This is a genomic window from Commensalibacter sp. Nvir, from assembly GCF_963921845.1.
Classification (GTDB): domain Bacteria; phylum Pseudomonadota; class Alphaproteobacteria; order Acetobacterales; family Acetobacteraceae; genus Commensalibacter.
Genome location: NZ_CAWUGZ010000082.1, coordinates 1 through 15,099, shown reverse-complemented (window position 1 = coordinate 15,099; position 15,099 = coordinate 1). Strand labels below are relative to the sequence as shown.

General features: G+C 36.9%; 14 protein-coding genes and 1 other RNA gene. 8 read left to right on the top strand and 7 right to left on the bottom strand.

The features are described from left to right. Positions 1–437: 437 nt before the first annotated feature. The 3 genes from AABE15_RS05660 to pdxT all read left to right on the top strand — a co-directional run bounded on the left by AABE15_RS05660 (position 438) and on the right by pdxT (position 2,904). Complete coding sequence (locus AABE15_RS05660) at positions 438–605, top strand: hypothetical protein (protein ID WP_338330313.1); 168 nt, start codon at positions 438–440, stop codon at positions 603–605. Positions 606–1,445: 840 nt separating this feature from the next. Further along, positions 1,446–2,333 (top strand): pyridoxal 5'-phosphate synthase lyase subunit PdxS, encoded by an 888-nt coding sequence (gene pdxS, locus AABE15_RS05655; protein WP_338330312.1) that lies wholly within the window; start codon positions 1,446–1,448, stop codon positions 2,331–2,333. Position 2,334: 1 nt separating this feature from the next. Next, positions 2,335–2,904 (top strand): pyridoxal 5'-phosphate synthase glutaminase subunit PdxT, encoded by a 570-nt coding sequence (pdxT, locus tag AABE15_RS05650; RefSeq protein WP_338330311.1) that lies wholly within the window; start codon positions 2,335–2,337, stop codon positions 2,902–2,904. A gap of 95 nt (positions 2,905–2,999) precedes the next feature. On the opposite strand, the gene AABE15_RS05645 is transcribed toward pdxT, so the two are convergent. Then, a complete protein-coding gene (locus tag AABE15_RS05645) occupies positions 3,000–3,800 on the bottom strand; it encodes a polysaccharide pyruvyl transferase family protein (protein ID WP_338330310.1) in 801 nt (266 codons plus the stop codon). Between the two features lie 101 nt (positions 3,801–3,901). On the opposite strand from AABE15_RS05645, the gene AABE15_RS05640 reads away from it, so the two are divergent. Continuing rightward, entirely contained in the window at positions 3,902–6,316 is a 2,415-nt protein-coding gene (locus AABE15_RS05640; protein WP_338330309.1) for a glycosyltransferase, read from the top strand. A 26-nt stretch (positions 6,317–6,342) separates the two neighbouring features. Here the strand turns inward: AABE15_RS05640 and tgt are convergent, their stop codons facing one another. The 5 genes from tgt to ssrA all read right to left on the bottom strand — a co-directional run bounded on the left by tgt (position 6,343) and on the right by ssrA (position 10,555). Continuing rightward, positions 6,343–7,482, bottom strand: a complete 1,140-nt coding sequence (tgt, locus tag AABE15_RS05635) for a tRNA guanosine(34) transglycosylase Tgt (RefSeq protein ID WP_408870255.1) — start codon at positions 7,480–7,482, stop codon at positions 6,343–6,345. Positions 7,483–7,587: 105 nt separating this feature from the next. Next, positions 7,588–8,628: a tRNA preQ1(34) S-adenosylmethionine ribosyltransferase-isomerase QueA gene (gene queA / locus AABE15_RS05630; RefSeq protein WP_338330308.1), complete on the bottom strand. Its 1,041-nt coding sequence runs from the start codon at positions 8,626–8,628 to the stop codon at positions 7,588–7,590. A 230-nt stretch (positions 8,629–8,858) separates the two neighbouring features. Further along, positions 8,859–9,464 carry an NAD(P)H:quinone oxidoreductase gene (wrbA, locus tag AABE15_RS05625; protein ID WP_338330307.1) on the bottom strand — a complete coding sequence of 202 codons (606 nt, stop codon included), beginning with the start codon at positions 9,462–9,464 and terminating at the stop codon, positions 8,859–8,861. Between the two features lie 227 nt (positions 9,465–9,691). Continuing rightward, a complete protein-coding gene (locus AABE15_RS05620; RefSeq protein WP_338330306.1) occupies positions 9,692–10,222 on the bottom strand; it encodes a ClpXP protease specificity-enhancing factor SspB in 531 nt (176 codons plus the stop codon). Between the two features lie 31 nt (positions 10,223–10,253). Next, positions 10,254–10,555, bottom strand: a transfer-messenger RNA (tmRNA) gene (gene ssrA, locus AABE15_RS05615). A gap of 239 nt (positions 10,556–10,794) precedes the next feature. Between ssrA and AABE15_RS05610 the strand changes: the two genes are divergently transcribed. From AABE15_RS05610 to AABE15_RS05600, 3 genes are all read left to right on the top strand, one after another. After that, complete coding sequence (locus AABE15_RS05610; protein ID WP_338330305.1) at positions 10,795–11,268, top strand: hypothetical protein; 474 nt, start codon at positions 10,795–10,797, stop codon at positions 11,266–11,268. A 296-nt stretch (positions 11,269–11,564) separates the two neighbouring features. After that, the gene (gene thyX / locus AABE15_RS05605) at positions 11,565–12,521 is read left to right on the top strand and encodes an FAD-dependent thymidylate synthase (RefSeq protein WP_338330304.1); all 957 of its coding nucleotides are present in this window, start codon (positions 11,565–11,567) and stop codon (positions 12,519–12,521) included. A gap of 23 nt (positions 12,522–12,544) precedes the next feature. After that, positions 12,545–12,892 carry a hypothetical protein gene (locus tag AABE15_RS05600; protein ID WP_338330303.1) on the top strand — a complete coding sequence of 116 codons (348 nt, stop codon included), beginning with the start codon at positions 12,545–12,547 and terminating at the stop codon, positions 12,890–12,892. Here the strand turns inward: AABE15_RS05600 and AABE15_RS05595 are convergent. Continuing rightward, positions 12,889–14,055, bottom strand: coding sequence for a P-loop NTPase (locus AABE15_RS05595; protein ID WP_338330302.1), 1,167 nt, complete (start codon positions 14,053–14,055; stop codon positions 12,889–12,891). The two genes, AABE15_RS05600 and AABE15_RS05595, sit on opposite strands and share 4 nt — an antisense overlap. 152 nt (positions 14,056–14,207) lie before the next feature. On the opposite strand from AABE15_RS05595, the gene AABE15_RS05590 reads away from it, so the two are divergent. Continuing rightward, a partial coding sequence (locus AABE15_RS05590; RefSeq protein WP_338330301.1) for an OpgC domain-containing protein occupies positions 14,208–15,099 on the top strand: 892 nt, incomplete at its 3' end.

The following is a 15,099-nucleotide window of genomic DNA, read 5'->3' as shown; positions in this document are numbered from 1 at the left end:
GTATAATATATAGTGGAGTCGTTTATTTTCTTATTTAATTTCATGTTTAAAACAATTTATAAAAAATAATAATTTAGAAGAATAACGGTGATAAAAACTTATTTAATTTGTAAAAAAGTTGTAAAAAAAATTAATTACTAGAAAGTATCTTTATTGATTTTCTAAGATTATTAAAATAATTTCATATAAATTATGTAAAAGAATTATAATGTGATTTCAGTTGGATTACGTCGAAATGCAGTATAATGGGTCTTAAGTTTAGCAATACAGTAATGAGATAAATGCCTTAGAAGATACAATAAGGTAAGAATATCCTAGCATCGAATGCAATTGTGGTAACCATTGAATATGAAATAGTGAATTTGTTTACTCGTCAGTATGAATAAATTAAAAAATGGTTTCTAGCGATACAAGTTGATGTTTTGACGAGCAAAATTATGGGAATAAATTATACCTATGCGAGTATGAGTACTTGCTCTATTGCTCTTGAAGATTTTTCTCAAAAAGCAGCTTATAAGTATGAATGTTTAATTTTTCGTTCGCCTTTATTCTTAAGGGGGTATTGGATATTAAGGGTGGGGCAATTTTTTGATCGTGAGAATTAAATTTTGCATATAAATAAAGTCCGTCTCTAGAGAGTTGGTAATTAAATATAATGTGATGGACTGTTCCAAGTCATTGTACTAAATTTGTTTTTTTGTAAAGCATGTCCTAATAAATACGCGTAGTGGGCTCTTATTTGATGGTTCATATATTATTCAGCCAGTATTTGCGCCAACATCTTAAGTCCACTGTCAATGGAGTACCTGGTTTTCGTAAGTTGGTCAATAATGTGACTTGGTGCGATAATCTAGCCTGCGTCAATATTGCTGCCCATATATTTCGATAAAGAACTAAGTACATTCCTTGCTATCGATGATTGCTTGCTTTGATAGGACGATGTATTCAGAGCAGAGAAAAAAGACAGCACTCTGCAGGCATTGTCTTTAATGATTGGCAGTTGATGAGCAAACCAAAGGGTAAGAAGCTTTTGTTTTCTTGACTGCTCAAAGCACATACCAGTAGGATTTTTGAAAACTGGGTTAATGAAGGAACCACTACCATTTTTCGTGTTATAATAATTTTGTCATGAAGTTCGTTTAGGGATCTTATTATCGTAAAAGGGTTTATTACATTGAGCATTAAACTCAGTTACCTTTCTGAGGGGAGTCTTTCACCCGCTGTAAGCTGCTCCGTTACAACGGTTTACTCAACAAGATCAATAATTTTTTAAATAAAGGTTTTGTTGAAGTATGCGGTAAAATTCACATCATAATTCTATTTGATAAAGAATGGGTTAAATATTATATAGTGAATTGGATGGTAGAATTACAGTCCAATTGGATGTTTCTATTTTTTAAAGGGTAAGGCATACTTCCACCATACGCTTAGTTAAAGGATTTATTATGGAAAAGAAAATTGGTTCTGAAACCGTGAAGCGCGGTATGGCATTAATGCAAAAGGGCGGTGTCATTATGGACGTTGTCAATGCCGAGCAAGCAAAGATTGCAGAGGCTGCGGGTGCAGTTGCTGTTATGGCGTTGGAAAGGGTGCCTTCAGATATTCGTGCTGCAGGGGGTGTCGCACGTATGGCAGACCCAAAAATTGTTGAAGAAGTTATGAACGCGGTAACCATACCGGTGATGGCCAAAGCACGTATTGGTCATATTGCCGAAGCAAGAATTCTCGAAGCGATGGGGGTAGATTATATTGATGAGAGTGAAGTGCTTACCCCCGCCGACGAAGAGTTTCATTTGCTTAAAAGTCAATATACCGTACCTTTTGTTTGTGGTTGTCGCGATTTGGGGGAAGCATTGCGACGCATTGGTGAGGGGGCTTCGATGCTTCGTACAAAAGGCGAGCCTGGGACGGGAAATATCGTTGAAGCCGTTCGGCACATGCGCAAGGTCCAGTCCGAGATTTACGTGGTAATTGGAAAAAAAGACGATGAGTTAATGGCATTTGCGCGTGATATTGGTGCCCCTTATGAATTGGTCAAGCAAGTAAAAGAATTAGGTCAATTACCCGTTGTCAATTTTGCTGCGGGCGGTATTGCCACGCCAGCGGATGCGGCCTTAATGATGGCTTTGGGGGCAGACGGTGTGTTTGTCGGTTCCGGAATATTCAAATCAGAAAACCCTGAGAAATTTGCTCGTTCTATTGTGCAAGCCACCACTTATTACGAAGATTACGCACGTTTAGTGGAATTATCAAAAGGGTTAGGGATACCGATGAAAGGGATAGAGATCAAAAATTTATCAAGTACAGACCGTATGCAAGATAGAAGCTCGTAACATGAGAAAAGTGGGTGTTTTGGCTCTACAAGGGGCAGTTAGCGAACATATTAAAAGCTTACAAAGATTAGGCACCGAAGCGATTGCTATTAAATCCATTAGCGATTTGAATTCGGTTAATGGATTAATTATACCGGGTGGTGAATCCACGTCCATCAGTCGCTTAATACAAGAAGTCAATCTATACGACCCTATAAAAGAATTTGCGCATCGGTTCCCTGTATTCGGTACGTGTGCAGGTATGATTTTATGTGCATCTTCCATCACCGATAATGCTGAAAGGTTAAAGCCACTGGCGTTAATGGACATTGCCGTAACACGTAATGGTTTTGGTAGACAAATTGACAGTTTTGAGGTGAATTTAGACATCAACCATGTTGGTCAATCCATCCCCACTGTATTTATCCGTGCACCTTATGTTGTTTCCGCAGGGGCGGATGTTGAGATCCTTGCCCAGTTTGACAACAAAATTGTTATGGTTGAGCAAGGAAATATGCTGGCTTGCGCGTTTCATCCTGAATTAACCAACAATACACAGGTACTAAATTATTTTTTGGCTAAAATAAAGTAGTACACAGCGAGTTTAAGGAGTTAACTCAAAAAAATAGTTTGTTTTAAAAGATAAGATACAATGGATAACAACATTACATTTGAACGTTATTGCCATTATTTTATGAAAATAGTATTGGGAAATTGATTACAAATAGAGTGATCAAAAACAGCTTCATTTTTATAATAGGAATTAGGGTAAAACCGTACGTTCATTCCAATTAAAGACCCTAATATAGCAATATGAAGTCGATCCGTATCAAGACTTTTGTACCGTTGTAAAAAACTGATTAACGACGCGGTTGAAAAATGTGCTAAATCTCTATTATCCCAAAAATCACCGTTCCAGCTTAGCGATATGTCATGATTGTTAGGTGGAACAAGTTTTTTTAAAGATTCATCATCGGTTCTAAAGCAACTAACGGTATCAAATAAAGGGGGTTTTAATTGAACGTAATCGTCGATATTCAACGTAAAAGCCATATCGTGTGTTAAAAAGACATTTTCATTAACCGTAAAATCAAGATTGCGAAGGTAATCAAAGCTTTTTTGTTCTCTACAACATACAATGAGTTTAGCTTTATGACGTAGTAAAAGGTCTTTGTATCCTCTAATCGTTGCAGGAAATAAAATTATTTTAGCGAAATGTTTGCTATTTTTTTCAATAAAATTAGCACAATCGGAATATAATTTTTCAATCAGATTACCACCGCCTGCATATATCGCAATAGAGGATGCGATATCATAGTGGTTATTATTATTCCAAAATTTATAATTTATAGAATTTTTTTTAAAAAAATCATAAGTTGAAGCCGCAATAGCGCTATCGCCAGCATTGCCCGGATTTGATTTATAAATAAACTGATAATTTAGACGAAGTTTATGCATCAAATCAATTAAATTGGTATTACACAACATATTTGTACTATCTTTTTGTTCTTATTTTAAAACTGTTTTTAAACCATTATAGTAAACCAATTGATAATGAATAGTTAATTATATAATTAAAATTTAAATAAATGAAAAATATTTTAATCGTTACTCCTGATATAGAGGGACCTATTAAAAATGGAGGGATTGGGACTGCTTTTACTGCGTTAGCATTTCAATGTGTAAATGCAGGCCACAAAGTTACAATTTTGTATACGAATGATAATTCTGAAGATAAAAACAAATCTTTGAATTATTGGCAAAGTATCTATAAAAAAAATGACATAAATTTTATTGTTTTGCCGTTCGAACAAGAAATGTTTTCTGCTACTCCTTTTTTTAGACAAAGGAGTTACAGCGTATACACGTGGTTAAAAAAAAATCCATGGTTTGATGTGATTATTGGCTGCGAATGGCGTGCCGATCTCTATTACAGTTTATTAGCCCAGCATCAAGGGTTATTTTTTGATCGCGCTAAATTTATCATTAATACGCACGGGTCGACTTTGTGGGCGGACGAAGGAAGTTATAATCTGCCATATAGCCAAGACAATCTTGAACTTTATTTTATGGAGAAAAAGACTGTTGAATTAGCAAACGAAATAATAAGTCCTTCTCAATATTTATTAAATTGGATGATTGAAAAAAAATGGAAATTGCCGGAAAATCATTCCGTTTTACTAAATTGCGAACCCTATTCTATAGAAAAAAGTTTATTACTAGAAAATCATTCGAACGAGAAAACAAAACTGTTATCTAAAAAAACAGAGGATGACTTAACGGAAATTGTTTTTTTTGGACGATTGGAAACGCGTAAAGGACTTGATGTTTTTCTAAAAGCGCTTGAATATTTAACTCCAGATCAACTTAAAATTATATCATATATTACTTTTCTAGGTAAAAGTGTACGAATTCATGGGATGAGTTCAGAAGAGTATATTTCCCAAAAAATACATAAAATATTGGAAAAATGGGATAAAACAGAGAATTATCCCCCAAATCTGTCTATAGCTAAACAACCGAATTTTTCAGAAAAACAACCAACCCCATCTTTGCTGAAAAAAATAAAAATTCTTTCTGATATGAATCGGACTGAGGCAAATAATTATTTAAAAAGACCCAATGTATTAGCTATTATTCCGTCTTTAGTTGAAAATTCCCCTTACACCGTTTATGAATGTTTGATTGAAAACATCAATTTTATTGCTTCACGTACCGGTGGTATTGCTGAACTTATTGCCAGCGAACATGTGGATGAATTATTATTTAAACTTAATCCCATCGAGTTGTATACAACATTATCTAAAAGGATTATTCAACGAACCGTTGCATGTCAGTTGAAGCAACCCCCTTCTGTTATTCATGAACAATGGGTTACAGTACTCAACAATTCGGAAACGATTGAGGAAAAAGTTGATAAACGCTTAAATTTAGAAAAAAACCCTAAAATCAGTGTGTGTTTGGTTCATTACAATCGACCCAAATTACTTCAACAAGCAATTTTCTCCCTTGATGAACAAACTTATGATAATTTTGAGGTGATATTGGTCGATGATGGAAGTGATGATGATGAATCAAAACGATATATAGAATTGATAAGTCCTTACTTTCAACAAAAAAACTGGAAAATTATTAAAAGTTCAAACAATTATTTAGGGGCTGCCCGTAATTTAGCCGCCCGCCATGCATCTGGCGATTATCTTTTGTTTATGGATGATGATAACGTTGCAAAACCTAACGAACTGGATACATTTGCAAAAGTAGCAACGCAAACTGAAGCGGACATATTAACAACCCCCTCTCATGTATTTTGTGATGAACTTTATCCTATAGCAAACAGTATTAAACCGTATTATTGGCTTCCTTTAGGAGGGGATCCGAACATAGGGGCTTTTTTTAATTGTTTTGGAGATGCCAACGCTTTAATTCGAAAAAAAGTGTTTGATGAGCTTGGGGGATTTACGGAAGATTACGGATTGGGTCATGAGGATTGGGAATTTTTTGCTAAAGCTGTTCTTAAGGGATACGAGTTGCAAGTGGTTCCTGAGTCGCTGTTTTATTATCGTTGTCTAAATGAAGGCATGTTTTTAAGCGGGAATGCAGATAAAAATAATTTTAGAAGCTATCGACCTTATATGGATCCTGAACATAAAACTCCTTACGCTTTAGGTTTGCTCCATACTTTACTATCACGCAATAGATATTTGGAATCTCTACTTTTTGATCAAAGTAAAGAAGTGATTGGCAGAGAATTAATTACCATTAAACAAAATTTGGATCATTTATTTTCTCAGCAAAAAGAGGGATGGGCGCATGATCGATTTAACGTATTAAATAGTAAAGTAGATTTGATTTTGTCAGAGGAAAGAGCGGGATGGGCGCATGATCGATTTAACGTATTAAACAGTAAAGTTGATTTGATTTTGTCACGACAACCTAAGCGAATTGTGCGTCGTTTGTTGTGGAAACTTGTAAGAAAAGCGAAAACGATAATGGCTAAATAATTTTACGCGTTTAAATCAAACGTAAATTAATCTAAGGATGATGAGCAAGTTTGTTTTGCCCATTTTCTTCGTTGATCTAGCGCAAATTGTTTAAATGTGTTTGCGACAATTGCTTGACGTATTTGTCGCATCAAATGCTGGTAATACGTTAGGTTATGCCAAGTCAGCAACATTGCTCCTAAGATTTCTTTGCTTTTAAAAAGATGGTGAATATAGGCTCTGCTATGATTTTTACAAGCTGGACATTGGCATTCTGGGTCAATAGGGCTTTGGTCACGCGTATGACAGGCATTTTTCATATTTAAAAAACCATGACTGGTATAAGCCCTACCCGTGCGACCTGCACGGGTAGGCATAACACAATCGAACATATCTATACCTCGTTCAACAGAGCCTAATAGATCTTCAGGTGTTCCCACGCCCATAAGGTACCGAGGTTTATTTTCTGGCATGAGAGGGGTGAGAAAATCCAACGTGTTGAACATATGCTCTTGAGGTTCTCCAACCGCCAACCCTCCAATTGCGTATCCTTCGAAGCCTATAGATTTTAATGCTTCAACGCTTTCAAAACGAAGGTCAGGTTCAATGCCCCCTTGGATAATACCAAACTGACCATAACCGGCTCTTTTTTTAAAATGATTTCGTGATCGTTCAGCCCAACGCATCGAGAGCCGCATGGAGTTGGCTAAAGACTCATAACTTGCGGGCAAAGCTGGACATTCGTCAAAGCACATACTTATGGTTGCATCCAAAAGATACTGTATTTCAGTCGAAATTTCAGGATTTAGTCGATGCACAGAGCCATCAATGTGGGACCGAAACGTGACCCCATCTTTATCGAGCTTTCTCAGAGACCCCAGAGACATCACCTGAAAACCACCCGAGTCAGTTAATATAGGGCCAGACCAGTCCATAAATCGGTGCAACCCTCCTAACTCGTGGACAAGCTCAGCACCTGGTCTTAGCATAAGATGATAGGTATTGCCTAAAACGATACCGGCCCCCGTTGAACGTACTGAATCCATGGTCATCGCTTTGACAGTTCCCCCCGTTCCTACAGGCATAAAAGTCGGGGTCAGCACCGTTCCATGTGCAGTGTGTAAGGTACCTGCACGCGCTTTATCGCTTTTGTTCTCTAATTTCCATTCGAAGGGTGTGTGGTTCATGGCTGCTTTACAGTTAGCGGTAAAAATATTTCATTGGATTGTAAATTTAAACGCAGAGTTAATGGCATAATTGGATTATCCTATCGTAACAGCGTCATACCTAACCTATTGCAATCGGTCAATAAGACACGCATCACCATAAGAATAAAAGCGATAGTGGTTTTCAATTGCGTGTCGATAGGCATTTTTCATAATTTCTGTGCCTGCAAAGGCGCAAACAAGCATATACAGCGTCGATCGTGGAAGATGAAAATTCGTCATCAGTACGTCAACAATTTTGAATGGGAAGCCTGGGGTGATAAAAATAGAAGTGGATTGATGGAAAGGATGTAAAATTCCGTTTGCGTCGGCGGCACTTTCCAAAAGCCTAAGCGTTGTGGTGCCGACAGAAATAATGCGTCGCCCTTCTTTTTTAGCGTTATTAATTTTATCAGCAACTTCAGAAGACAAGTTGCCAAATTCGGAATGCATATGATGTTGTGATGGATCGAGGGTTTTAATGGGTAAAAATGTTCCTGCGCCTACGTGTAGGGTGACGGACAAACGCTCAATTCCTTTTTCATGCAAATTGGAAAGCAGTTCTTCGGTGAAATGAAGTCCAGCCGTTGGGGCCGCCACAGCACCAGGATGGTGGGAAAAAATCGTATGATAATTGATACAATCCTCTTCTGAGGGACCGTTTTTCCTTATAATATAAGGAGGAAGAGCCAGTTTTCCTTCTTGCTGAAGCCAATAATCAAATTCTTTACCCTCAATATTGAATTTTAGAGCGCCACTGCCATCTTGTTCAAGATATGTAACATAGGCCTTCGTTTTACCATTAAGAAAGTGGAGTTGATCGCCAATTTTCAAACGTTTACTGTTTTTGAAGATCACATGCCACTGTTCATTGGGTAAGGGTTGATCCAAAGTAACGCCTATCGTTGCGTTTCCTTTCTTAGCCAGTAATTTACCAGGAATCACTTTGGTATCGTTGACAATCAAGAGGTCGCCTTCACGGAGAAGCTGAGGCAGATTGCGTATAATTTTATCTTGCATAGTCCCGTGTTGGCCTAATCGCAATAGTTTTGCGTTATCTTTAGGAATGACAGGGTATTGTGCTATGCTCGACTGAGGTAAGTTAAAATCAAAATCCGAAATGTTCATAAAGGATAAGCTTATAGCAGTTGTTTCAAAAGTTTCTTATAAAACCCATGTGTTCATATCAGAAAATGGATAAATTAGCTAAAAAATTCGTATATAATAAAGTTTAAGCCAAAGTATGATTGGGCATTATAAGGTTTCAATTGAAAATTTATTTTAAAAAACACCTTATAAAAATGCTACGTTAAGCCATTCATAAGGTGCTATGACGTTAACAAAAGTTAAACGAATTTTTAAAAACGTGTGAGCTTATTAGTAATTTGGGCAATATGATTGCCAAAAAATTCGCCACCTTCTATTTCATTTTGGGAAACAGGTCTGGAATTATCCGGTCCAGCAATAGTCGATGCGCCATAAGGAGTACCTCCGGTTACTTCATCAATTTTAGATAAACCATGAAAAGAAAAGGGACACCCTACGATTACCATGCCATAGTGTAAAAGATTGGTGATAAGACACAAATTGGTTAATTCTTGCCCAGCATGTTGCGTGCCACTACAAGTGAAAACGGCTCCTACCTTGCCTATGAGGGAACCTTTTGCCCATAAACCACCGGTTCGATCAAGAAAATTTGCCATCTGAGTGGAAATACGACCAAATCGAGTTCCCGTGCCTAGAACAATGGCATCATAATTTGCTAGTTCTTTTGGATCGGCGATCGGGGCAACTTGATTGAGTTTAAAGCCATTTTGTTTTGCGACCTCTTGCGGTACGGTTTCAGGTACACGTTTTACTTGAACGTTGGCTCCTGTTTGCTTTGCCCCTTCTGCAATAGCATACGCCATGGTTTCAATATGTCCGTACGCAGAATAATATAAAACTAGAATTTGGGTTGACATTGAGATTCCTTTTTCCATTAAAAAGTGAACACAACTTACCAAACGATATAATTCAAGCACGATGCAATCAATGGTGAACACCGCATGAATTGCAATGTGTAATTAATTGAATGGCGAAGTATAGCTTGTCACTCTTAGAAAAGAAAATAAAGTCAATTATGTAATTTTTTAGGATTATATTCAGTAAAAAATTAAGTATTTAATTTAAAAAAACTTTAAAATCTTGTTTATTTCTTTCTAAATTGATCAAGGCGAATGATTTGGGGCTCATTTTCTTCTATTTTTTTTGACTTTAATTCTTCACGTGTGTTTTCTTTCACTTCTGCTGTTGAAATAGGTAAAGTGGGAGTTGGTAGGACTTGAAAAACTAAAGACAATTTTGCTTCTGGATCAATAAATGTTGTAATAGAACCCAAAGGGATAGATAACTTGGAGGGTATGCCTCCAAACGATAAACCAAGGGTCAAAATTTGTTGAGGTTCATCAATGGCTAAATCCCAAAATTGATGCTGCAAAACAATTGTCATGGTAGAGGGATATTGAGTTTTGAGCCGATCAGGCATGATAACGCCAGGATAAGTCGTATCAAAAGTTATATAAAAGCTATGTTTTCCCGGTAACCCTTTTTCTAAAATATAGTGTAAAGCCTTAAGCATAACTTGCCTATGCGCGCTTTCAATCCATTCTTGATAAGGGATAAGAGCAGAGGGTGGATTGCCGTCAAAATCGTCGTTGTTTGAATCGTTTGCATCACTCATAAGTTTATCCGTCTCTGTCCGGTTGTTTTGTAGTGAGAGGCTTCTGTTGCCCGGCGCCTCTCAAGCCGCGCTTATCGTTTCAGCTTACTAAGCTGCGACAGCGAGTGCCTCGAAATTATCGTTGGCATTTGTAAAATAAGCCCGATAACGGTGGTACAATACCGAGCAAAAGATATATCTTTACCACGCGTGTCGATCCTATTTCGTCCCCATATTGGTGGAGACGCCGGGTACCGCCCCCGGGTCCACTACGCTTATTACATATACCGTTTATTGCCGTAGTTGCAGAGCAACACTATTAATATAATGATAAATAAAAGAGAAGAAAAGAGGGAATGCTAAATATTTACGCTTATCGAATAGAAAGCGTAACCCAGTGCAATTATACTAAAGCATTTCTTCTCGTTGGGTTTTTGTAAACAACTCGTATTATTAAAATATATAATTAGAAAAACAATTAAAATAAAAATAATACCAAGTATTTATTATAATAAAAGAGGATTTTATTTGATTAAATAAAAGTAACTTGTTATATTTAGTAAATAATTTGATTGGGCTGAAAGCTTATGCTTATGAAAAACAAGACGGTATTGTGGGTAATTTTATTTTTTTTATTGCTTAAACCTGTTGTTTTGGCCAATTCAGATAAAATAATTCCTTCGACAACTTTGCGGGAAGTAGAAAAAAAATACGTTTTGGTCATTTGTAAGAGCGAAAATCGGCTCAATAGTTTTATTGAAAGTATTAAATCTTGTTATCGAACGGCTGAAAGCAATAGCAGCCTTTTGGATCAATGCCTCGTTATGGATATGACGTTAACCAGTATTTTAAATTATTATACTCAACAATTAAACGCTCAACCGCTTTCCTTACAAGATACACCTTATGCAAATGAAAAAGATTCTTATAGACGGATCAATAAATATTTATTGTTACCAAGATATGATTTTCTTCGAACCTCTAAGGAAGTATCAAATTATTTTTATCCAGGTATACAATCGATTAGAAGCACTATGAAAAAGTGTAAGAATCAAGGAGGCTCCTAAGTATAGTGTTTAATTTAGGTGGAATTCACGTTTTAAACAATTATAACGTTATTTGATAAATACTCTTTATAAAGCAATTTTAACGTCTAAATGTAATTGGTATAGATATTTTTGGGTTTTTGTTGAATAATGCAAAATTGTTACTGAATATTTGAGTATGGCTTTTATAGCTAAGATTTTAAAAAATAAAGTGCTATCTATTAATTTCATTTATTAAAAATACGTATGCGTATAATACTGTATTTAGATAATACTGTATTTAAATGGTACCAATTTGAGGAGCCCAGTAAATTATTATGTCTCTGAATCCTGAACAACAAATAGAAATTGATGCAAGTTATAACCAATGTTTGCAAACAAAGCGGCCTGTGTCAAAAGAGTTAGAAAAATTTATTTTTAAACCAATACCTGTTTTGGATCATGGGTTTGTAAGGGTCGTTGATTATATGGGCAATGATTCCTCTATTGTCCAAGCCGCAAGGGTTTCCTATGGTTCGGGGACTAAAAAAGTATCCGAAGATCGCGGATTAATACGTTATTTAATGCGCCACCATCACACTACTCCTTTTGAAATGTGTGAAATTAAATACCATATACGTTTGCCTATTTTTGTAGCTAGACAATGGATTAGGCATCGTACTGCCAGTGTAAATGAATATTCTGCACGTTACTCCATTATGGAAAAGGAATTTTATATACCTACTCCAGAGGCATTGGCGGAACAAAGCAAGATAAATAATCAAGGTAGAGGGGACTGTTTATCTTCTGAACAAGCTCTTAAAGTAATGGAATTATTAAGAGGCGATGCCCAAAGATGTTATGAGAACTATGAAACAATGCTTAAACCTGCTGCTGAGGGAGGGTATGGGCTTGCCAGGGAACTTGCTAGAATGAATTTAACCTTAAATACCTATAGTCAGTGGTATTGGAAAATAAATCTTCATAATCTTTTTCATTTTTTGCAATTAAGAATTGATCCTCGTGCACAGTATGAAATTAGGGTTTATGCCGAAGCCATGTTGGAAACTGTTCGTTCTTGGGTTCCTATAGCCTGTGAAGCCTTTGAAGATTACAGAAGAAATTCGGTAACGTTTTCTCAATCCATGATGATGATTTTGGGGAAAATGCTCAAAGGACAAAAAATTGATCAAAAAGAAAGCGGGTTATCTAAACGGGAATGGATGGAAATGATAGAGTTAATAGAACCCTATTGTCCGTCCGTGAATAATTTTTTTCTTTCTGATTCTAAGTAATCATAAAGCATAGACCGTTCATTATGAGAAAACATGACCAGGATGACAATTTCAAGGATTCTTATGAATATGATCTTCCGAAAATATCCTCCGATCATTCAGACGAATCTTTGGCGAAAGGTTTTTTTACCCATCCTTCCCAATTTTCTGAACCTGTGGAGCCCTTTTCGGTCAAAGAAGTTAACAGTCTTAAACCTTTCAAAAAGTGGTTAATTGCCTGCGTAATTATGATCGTATGTGGTTTAATTTTTGAGTTTGGCGTGCTCGGCCAAAAAGGCAAAGAAGGGTGGTTGTGTAAATATTTGCCGAAAAATAAAGTTTGTTTTTATTTAGCTGGACCTGCCCCTTTTAATACAGTAAAAACACGCTAATCAATGGGTTTGGACCTGCAGTCCATACGTTGAATAACAGGGAAAAGGGAATTAGCGATTTCTCTATAGGCATGGGTTATGGGGTTTCGATGATCCTGAGGATCAATGGGTCTGCCTGTATCACTCCCTTCTCTTATACTGGGCATAAGAGGGATTTCTCCTAAGAAGGGTAGATCGAGATTAGCGGCCACTTTTTGTGCTCCTCCTTTACCAAAAATATAAGTTTTTTCATGGCACTTTGGGCAAACGAAATAAGCCATATTTTCGATAATTCCTAAAATAGGTACAGCTGTTTTTTGAAACAGGGACAGACCTCTTTTTGCAGCAAGAAGAGCAATGTCTTGAGGGGTAGAGATAATAATAGCTCCATCCAAATGAATAGTTTGTGTTAACGTAAGAAGAACATCCCCTGTGCCTGGTGGAGTGTCAATGAGCAAAAGGTCAAGTTTCCCCCAACTCACGTCCGCTAAAAGCTGCTTGATAGCGCCGACTACCATAGGGCCCCGCCAAATCATCGCTTGTTCGTCTTTAACCAGCATGCCCACAGACATTGCCGAAACGCCCCATGCGTTCATAGGTGACAATTTGTGATGAACTACTTCTACGGGACCGTCTAAACCCAGCATACGTGGTATAGAGGGACCATAAACGTCTGCATCCATTATCCCAACAGTTAATCCCATATGGGCAAGCATAACCGCTAAATTAACGGTTGTGGAGGATTTGCCCACTCCTCCTTTGCCTGAGGCTATTGCAATACAACACCCTATATGTTCTAACGTTTTTTTAATTTCAACCGTTTTATCGTTGCTTGGTCTACGGAGTGGCGATAAATCAGGGGAATGATTTCCTAGAGTGTGCTGAGGTTGTTTAGGAGGGAATACAAGGCGTTTCAATTTTTCATTTCCAGTATTAATAAATACCCGTGCTTGCTCAATTCCGTCACAATTTTGAAGTATACCCTCAACCTTAGCCCGAAATGGTTCGACGAGTATGGGGTCTAAATCAGAAACGTGCAAAGTAATAGAAATTTTTTTTTCGTCAATTTGAATGGTTTCAATACAGTTGGAATCAAGAAAAAGCGTATTTTTCTCCCAGGGTAACGTAAGTTCGGCAAGAGCATGTTTAACAGCAGGAGGTAAAATGAAATGTGGTTTTGTCATGCGCATTCCCAATAAAAGCAAAAAAAGTACCGGTTTCCCTAGTTGAGCAATTAAAAAGAAAGTATATAACAATTTTGAACCGTGTGAATGGTTATCGATAAACACAATTATGATGAATCAAAGCCAAGTACTAAAGGGATCCCAAGCTAAACATGCAAACAGTTAAAACCGCACGAGACCATCGCATTGATGCATTAAGAGGACTGGCTTTAATTATGATGTATGTGGATCATATTCCAGAAGATCTACTCAATCGTTTTACCATGCGTAACGTAGGGTTTGCCGATGCTGCCGAAATCTTTGTTCTGTTGGCAGGATACGCCTCGTGGCTGGCTTATGGTAGAAAAGTCAATCAAGATGGAATGCTGAAGGTTTATAAACGCATCGTTCATCGTTGTTGGAAAATCTATTTGTATCAAATGGGTTTAGTCTTGATGACGTTGTTTAGTATTTATCAGTGGCGCCGATTTTTTACTTTATCGGCTGATTTTCTGGAACCAGAGCTTGCACACGGTTACGGGATTATTAGGGTATTGTGGCGTTTGATTATTATGGAAGCCCTACCCAGTAATTTAAATATCTTGCCTCTTTATATTGTATTATTAATGGCTTTTCCTGTATTAATTTTTTTGATGCGCCTACGATATTGGTTAGCTTTTTTTCTTAGTTTTATTCTTTGGCTGACGGTAAATATCAATCCCGGTATTAATTTTCCTAATTGGCTTGATCCAGACGGTTGGTTTTTTAATCCATTAGCATGGCAATTTTTATTTGTCATAGGCTTTTATGGCGCAAGATGGGCCTCTCAACATCAAGGCAGCTTTCCTGCGGTAAGGTCGGTTCAAATCATCGCTTTAATTTATTTAATTTTTTCTTTTTTTGAAGCATTTCCCTGGCAGTTTTGGGGGCTAAACGATTTTAGAATTGTTTCCATCCCTATGCCAGAAAAAGCCTATTTATCCCCGCTTCGTTTGTTGGATGTTATGGCTATATTCTACTTAATTCAATCGTTATCGGTATTTAAAAAATGGTCAGAAAATAGGT

Coding starts and splice junctions, on each gene's coding strand:
- AABE15_RS05600 (WP_338330303.1), top strand. CDS start 12,545: ATGAGAAAACATGACCAGGATGACAATTTCAAGGATTCTTATGAATAT.
- pdxS (WP_338330312.1), top strand. CDS start 1,446: ATGGAAAAGAAAATTGGTTCTGAAACCGTGAAGCGCGGTATGGCATTA.
- tgt (WP_408870255.1), bottom strand. CDS start 7,482: ATGAACCACACACCCTTCGAATGGAAATTAGAGAACAAAAGCGATAAA.
- AABE15_RS05660 (WP_338330313.1), top strand. CDS start 438: ATGGGAATAAATTATACCTATGCGAGTATGAGTACTTGCTCTATTGCT.
- AABE15_RS05595 (WP_338330302.1), bottom strand. CDS start 14,055: ATGACAAAACCACATTTCATTTTACCTCCTGCTGTTAAACATGCTCTT.
- pdxT (WP_338330311.1), top strand. CDS start 2,335: ATGAGAAAAGTGGGTGTTTTGGCTCTACAAGGGGCAGTTAGCGAACAT.
- wrbA (WP_338330307.1), bottom strand. CDS start 9,464: ATGTCAACCCAAATTCTAGTTTTATATTATTCTGCGTACGGACATATT.
- thyX (WP_338330304.1), top strand. CDS start 11,565: ATGTCTCTGAATCCTGAACAACAAATAGAAATTGATGCAAGTTATAAC.
- AABE15_RS05610 (WP_338330305.1), top strand. CDS start 10,795: ATGAAAAACAAGACGGTATTGTGGGTAATTTTATTTTTTTTATTGCTT.
- AABE15_RS05640 (WP_338330309.1), top strand. CDS start 3,902: ATGAAAAATATTTTAATCGTTACTCCTGATATAGAGGGACCTATTAAA.
- AABE15_RS05645 (WP_338330310.1), bottom strand. CDS start 3,800: ATGTTGTGTAATACCAATTTAATTGATTTGATGCATAAACTTCGTCTA.
- queA (WP_338330308.1), bottom strand. CDS start 8,628: ATGAACATTTCGGATTTTGATTTTAACTTACCTCAGTCGAGCATAGCA.
- AABE15_RS05620 (WP_338330306.1), bottom strand. CDS start 10,222: ATGAGTGATGCAAACGATTCAAACAACGACGATTTTGACGGCAATCCA.